4 protein-coding genes are annotated in these 4,907 nt (G+C 63.2%); 3 read left to right on the top strand and 1 reads right to left on the bottom strand.

Annotated elements, in window-relative coordinates; all coding sequences use genetic code 11:
• Positions 1 to 177 precede the first annotated feature (177 nt).
• Complete coding sequence (corA, locus tag E4L98_RS13715; protein ID WP_135202112.1) at positions 178 to 1,143, top strand: magnesium/cobalt transporter CorA; 966 nt, start codon at positions 178 to 180, stop codon at positions 1,141 to 1,143.
• 12 nt (positions 1,144 to 1,155) lie between these two features.
• On the opposite strand, the gene E4L98_RS13710 is transcribed toward corA, so the two are convergent.
• Positions 1,156 to 1,659, bottom strand: coding sequence for a hypothetical protein (locus E4L98_RS13710; RefSeq protein WP_135202111.1), 504 nt, complete (start codon positions 1,657 to 1,659; stop codon positions 1,156 to 1,158).
• A gap of 140 nt (positions 1,660 to 1,799) precedes the next feature.
• On the opposite strand from E4L98_RS13710, the gene E4L98_RS13705 reads away from it, so the two are divergent.
• Positions 1,800 to 3,530 (top strand): ABC transporter permease, encoded by a 1,731-nt coding sequence (locus E4L98_RS13705; RefSeq protein ID WP_135202110.1) that lies wholly within the window; start codon positions 1,800 to 1,802, stop codon positions 3,528 to 3,530.
• A 10-nt stretch (positions 3,531 to 3,540) separates the two neighbouring features.
• Complete coding sequence (locus E4L98_RS13700; protein ID WP_135202109.1) at positions 3,541 to 4,854, top strand: ABC transporter ATP-binding protein; 1,314 nt, start codon at positions 3,541 to 3,543, stop codon at positions 4,852 to 4,854.
• Positions 4,855 to 4,907: the final 53 nt, after the last annotated feature.

Genomic DNA, 4,907 nt, shown 5'->3' with positions numbered 1-4,907 from the left:
TCGGGTTTTGTGGCGGGGCTGGGGGGCGGCGTACTGGCTTTGGCTGGGGGGGTATGCGCCTACTTGGGCAATTTTGTTTTACAAATTGTCTTATTGTCGGCTCTGACCCCGAATTTGGCTGGATTCGCCGGGGGCTTTGCGGGTACACTTGCGCTGTTTACAAAGGCGCTTTTTTCTATGATCAATGTTTTCGTTCTCCAGAATGGCCGGCTCAACCAGGTACCGATCGACACGCGCGCGGACCTGGAACAGGTGGAGCCGGTCTGGGTCGATCTGACCGACCCGACGGACGACGAACGCAGCTGGGTGAAGGCGATTTACGGCGTCACCCTGCCCGGCGAGGACGAGGTCAAGGACATCGAGGCCTCGGCCCGTTACTACGAGGCGGAAAACGGCGACCTGCATCTGCGCACCGACTTCCTGCTGGAAGAAGAAGACGGCCCGTCGCGCATCGTGACGGTGGCGTTCATCCTGGCGCGCAAGATGCTGTTCTCGGTGCACACCGACGATCTGCCGGTGTTCCGCCTGGTGCGCATGCGTGCGCGCTCGCGTCCGGGTTCGATCGCCGATTACATGGACGTGCTGCTGGACCTGTACGCCACCGACGCCGAATACTCGGCGGACGCGCTGGAAGGCATCTATCAGAACCTGGAAGAGGTCAGCGGCCGCGTGCTGCAGAAAGAATTCACCGACCAGGACGCGGCCGCCGCGCTGAACGCCATCGCCCACGAGGAAGACTTGAACGGCCGTATCCGCCGCAACATGATGGATACCCGCCGCGCGGTCAGTTTCCTGATGCGCGGCCGCTTGCTGAATTCGGAACAGTTCGAGGAAGCGCGCCAGATCCTGCGCGACATCGAGTCGCTGGATGGCCACACTTCCTTCCTGTTCGACAAGATCAACTTCCTGATGGACGCCACCGTCGGCTTCATCAACATCAACCAGAACAAGATCATCAAGATCTTCTCGGTGGCCAGCGTGGCCTTCCTGCCGCCGACCCTGATCGCGTCGATCTACGGCATGAACTTCAAGTGGCTGCCGGAGCTGGAGTGGGACCTCGGCTACCCGCTGGCGCTGGTGATGATGCTGGCCAGCGCCATCGCCCCCTTCCTCTACTTCCGCCACCGCGGCTGGCTCAAATAATCACACCGATAATCACACCGGCTGCGGGTTGAATTCCAGCGACAGGGTGCTGTAGTAGGGCGCGGCGCTCCATTGCTGGTTCAGTGCGACGGCGCGCTCGTACAGCGCTTCCTGCAGGTTCAGTGCCAGCTGGCTGAAGTCGAACGGCGGCTTGTTGCGGGTGGAGCAGGCCGCCGCCGCGCCTTCTAAAAAAGCTTCCTCGTCGAAGGCGCCCGACCACAGTTGCGCCTGCAGGCCCTCGACGATGGCTTCGGCCTGCACCGCCTCGGTCTCGACATGCGGGTTGGCTTGGTCGTGCACCTTTTCCATCACGAACTGCGCATCGGCGCCGCGCGCCAGCAAGCTGAGGAATCCATGGCGCAAGGGCAAGGCCGATTCCACCACATAGTGCACCAGGTCGTGCGGCAGGATGCCCTGGCGCGGCATCAGCGCCTCGGTCACCGTGCCGTTGTTGCGCACGAAACGCAACACATCATATTTGTCGGTCTTCGACCGTTTTTCCGCGATCAGTCTCATAGCCCGACAATTATAGATTAAATAACTTTCACGACTGTAATATATTTGACTTATTAATCCATTAGAATGGCGGCCAGCATCACGCTCCCTCCCCCCATCTCCACGCGATACCTCCTGTCGCTTTGAGAAAGTAATACGCAATGAACAAGAAACGGCAATTTTTCCCCCGCCAGGTGGTGGAAGCCGGCGGTAACCGCTGGGACTGGGCCTTGCTGCCCATCGTGCTCGCACTCTTCGTGCTGATGGCGTATGGCAGCCAGCAGATGGCGCGTCCGTACGAACTGGGCCAGCCGCTGCCGTTGTCGCTCGATCCGCTGAATCTGCCGTATTACCTGTTGCGCACCACGCTGCGCATGTTCATCGCCCTGGGCGCGTCGATGGTGTTCAGCTGTGTGTTCGCGGCGCTGACCACCAAGTACCGGCTCGCCGAAAAAGTGCTGGTGCCGCTGCTCGATATCCTGCAGTCGATTCCTATCCTGGGTTTTTTGTCGATCACGGTGACGGCGTTCATCGCGCTGTTCCCCGGTAACCTGCTGGGCGTGGAGTGCGCGGCCATCTTCGCCATCTTCACCTCGCAGGCCTGGAACATGGCGTTTTCCGCCTACCAGGGCTTCCGCTCCGTGCCGGCCGAATTGTCGGAGGCGGCGCGGGTGTTCCAGCTGTCCGGCTGGCAGCGTTTCTGGCGCCTGGAACTGCCGTTCGCCATGCCCGGCCTGCTGTGGAACATGATGATGTCGATGTCCGGCGGCTGGTTCTTCGTGGTGGCGTCGGAGGCGATCTCGGTGTCGAACCAGAACATCAAGCTGCCCGGCATGGGTTCGTACATCGCGCTGGCCATCGAGCAGAGCGACCTGGGCGCCATCGGCTGGGCCATTTTCGCCATGCTGATCGCGGTGCTGGCTTACGACCAGCTGTTCTTCCGCCCGCTGCTGGCCTGGGCCGACAAGTTTCGCTTCGAGGAAACCGGCAGCGACACCGCGCAATCGTCCTGGCTGCTGACCTGGCTGCGTCGCACCGAGCGCACCCAGCAGTTGGTGGAATGGTTCGGCAACCAGCTGTCGCGCTCGATCGCCGTGTTCCGGCTGTCGCATGACGGCACCTCGATCCGCGCGCGCCGCGACCAGCCGTCGCTGGTGCCGCAGCGCATCTGGGACGCGGTGATCGCCGCCGTGGTGTTTTATGCGCTGTGGAGCCTGGTGCACTTCATCCGCACCGAGGTCGGCTGGAGCGAAGTCGGCCACGTGCTGCTGCTGGCGGTGTACACCATGGTGCGCGTGGTGCTGCTGCTGGCGGTGGCCGCGCTGATCTGGGTGCCGGTCGGCATCTGGATCGGCCTGAATCCGCGCTGGGCCTCGCGCACCCAGGCGGTGGCGCAGTTCCTGGCGGCGTTTCCGGCCAACCTGGTGTTCCCGGTGGCGGTGATCATCATCGTGCGCTATCACCTGAATCCGGACATCTGGCTGTCGCCGCTGATGATTTTGGGCACACAGTGGTATCTGCTGTTCAACGTGATCGCCGGCGCCACCACCATCCCGACCGAGCTGCGCCACGCGGCCAAGAACTTCGGCCTGAGCGGCTGGCTGAAATGGCGGCGCTATTTGCTGCCGGCCATCTTCCCCAGCTTCGTGACGGGCGCGATCACCGCCTCGGGCGGCTCGTGGAACGCGGCCATCGTGGCCGAATTCGTCAGCTGGGGGCCGACCACGCTGAAGGCGCACGGCATCGGCAGCTACATCGCCGAAATGACCGCCAGCGGCGACTTCCCGCGCATCGCGCTGGGCATCGGCGTGATGTGCATCTTCGTGATGGGCTTCAACCACTTCGTCTGGCGCCGTTTGTACACCATGGCCGAAAGCCGGCTGCATTTCTAGGAACAGAAACATGAGCACTCCTATCGTTGAACTGAAAGCCGTCGGCAAGCACTTCCGCGCCGCCGACGGTTCCGCGCGCTCGGTGCTGGAAGGCGTCGACTTCACCCTGCGCGAAGGCGAAATCGTCGCCCTGCTGGGCCAGTCCGGTTCCGGCAAATCGACCATGCTGCGCATCATGGCCGGGCTGATCCAGGCCGACGCCGGCCAGGTGCTGTATCGGGGCATGCCGCTGTACGGCACCGCGCGCGGCATCCGCATGGTGTTCCAGTCGTTTGCGCTGTTCCCGTGGCTGACGGTGCAAAAGAACGTCGAACTGGGCCTGGAAGCCCAGGGCATGGCGCCGGAAGAGCGCGCGCGCCGGGCGGAAAAGGTGATCGACCTGATCGGCCTGTCCGGCTTCGAGGGCGCGCTGCCGCGCGAACTGTCGGGCGGCATGCGGCAGCGCGTCGGCATCGCCCGCGCGCTGGTGATGGAACCGGAAGTGTTGCTGATGGACGAAGCGTTCTCGGCGCTGGACGTGCTGACCGGCGAGCGCCTGCGCGAAGAAATCCTGGACCTGTGGCAATCGGGGCAGATCCCGACCAAGGCCATCCTGGTGGTCTCGCACAACATCGAGGAAGCGGTGATGATGGCCGACCGCGTGCTGATCTTCGCCAGCGACCCGGGGCGGGTGCGCGCCGAACTGCCGATCTCGCTGCCGCAGCCGCGCAAGGCCGAAAGCGCCGAAGTGCGCCAGCTGATCGACAAGGTCTACGAGCTGATGACCGCCAGCGCCGGCAAGCGCGGTGGCCTGATCAGCGAAAAGGAAGTCAAACTGGCGCTGGGCGACCGTCTGCCGCAGGCCGATATCGCGCACATGGAAGGCATCTTGCAGCTGCTGGTGGCGGAACCGTTCCACGGCCGCGCCGACCTGCCCAAGTTGGCCGAAGAAACCGAACTGACCGACGCCGAACTGCTGGAAGTGCTGAACGCGCTGATCCTGCTCGGCTTCGCCTACCTGACCAACGGCGACATCCTGCTGACCGAGCTGGGCGGGCGTTACGTCAAGGCCGGCAACACCGAGCGCCAGGAAATGTTCGGCAAACAGCTGCTGGAACATGTGCCGCTGATCGCCTACATCTGCCACGGCCTGCAGCAGGACAAATCGGGCGACCTGCCGGAAGACCTGTTCCTGAAACTGCTGCGCTTCACCCTGAGCGAAGAAGAAGCCGAACGCGCGCTGCGGGTGGCGATCGAATGGGGCCGCTACGGCGACCTGTTCGAATACAACTTCAACACCGGCGTGATCCAGCTGCCGGAAGAAGACGAGCAGGACGAAGTGTAATCCGGGGTCAGTTCTGCCAATCGCACACGGGCTCTACCGTAGCGCATGCGCTA

This window comes from Duganella callida (assembly GCF_004614165.1).
In the GTDB taxonomy this organism is placed as follows: domain Bacteria; phylum Pseudomonadota; class Gammaproteobacteria; order Burkholderiales; family Burkholderiaceae_D; genus Rugamonas; species Rugamonas callida.
Note: the sequence above shows the minus strand (reverse complement) of the source record. Positions and strands in the feature narration are given on the sequence as shown.